Source organism: Vibrio sp. 2130-1, assembly GCF_033339515.1.
The window spans coordinates 1-606 of record NZ_JAWOUT010000462.1 but is presented as its reverse complement, the minus strand read 5'-3'; the positions used below and the strand labels follow the sequence as shown (position 1 = coordinate 606).

Here is a 606-nt window from a genome sequence, read left to right as displayed (position 1 = left end):
AAACGCGTCAGCAGCAAGTCCATGTACTCTGCGCGAGCCAATACTAAGCTGGTCACAGGGTGATGGTTAAGAAACTCTTGTTTTTGGGTTGAGCTGAATTTTTCTAACTCTTGTTTTAGTTCGCCGATATTGATTTGTTCGTCGGAAAACGTAAGAGGGGACTGAAGTGGCATATTTGCTATCCGTGCAAGCTAAAAGTAAAGATCTACAAACCTTTCTAATTTAACAAATCTCGCGGAGATAAAAAATATCCCCGCATGAGCGGGGATATTGAAGTCATTCTTGGTTACGCATTTTTCATTAGGCGAGGAATCGTATCATCACTGCGTAGCGTTAATACTTCACAACCATCTTTGGTTACCACGATAGTGTGTTCCCATTGCGCTGAGTTTTTGCCGTCACCTGTGTATACAGTCCAGTCGTCTTGTGCGTCAACAGTACAACCGAACTTACCTGCGTTGATCATTGGTTCAATAGTGAAACACATGCCTTCTTTAAGTACGCGGCGGTCTTTGTTCTTGTAGTGAACCACTTGTGGTTCTTCGTGGAACTCATCACCGATACCGTGACCACAGAAGTCTTTAACAATAGAGAACTTATTGCGAG

Annotated in this window: 1 protein-coding gene; it reads right to left on the bottom strand. The window is 43.2% G+C overall.

The window, feature by feature from the left end; genetic code table 11:
• Positions 1-286: 286 nt before the first annotated feature.
• Positions 287-606: M24 family metallopeptidase (locus tag R7Q09_RS26850; RefSeq protein ID WP_318144036.1), on the bottom strand; the 320-nt coding region annotated here is incomplete at its 5' end.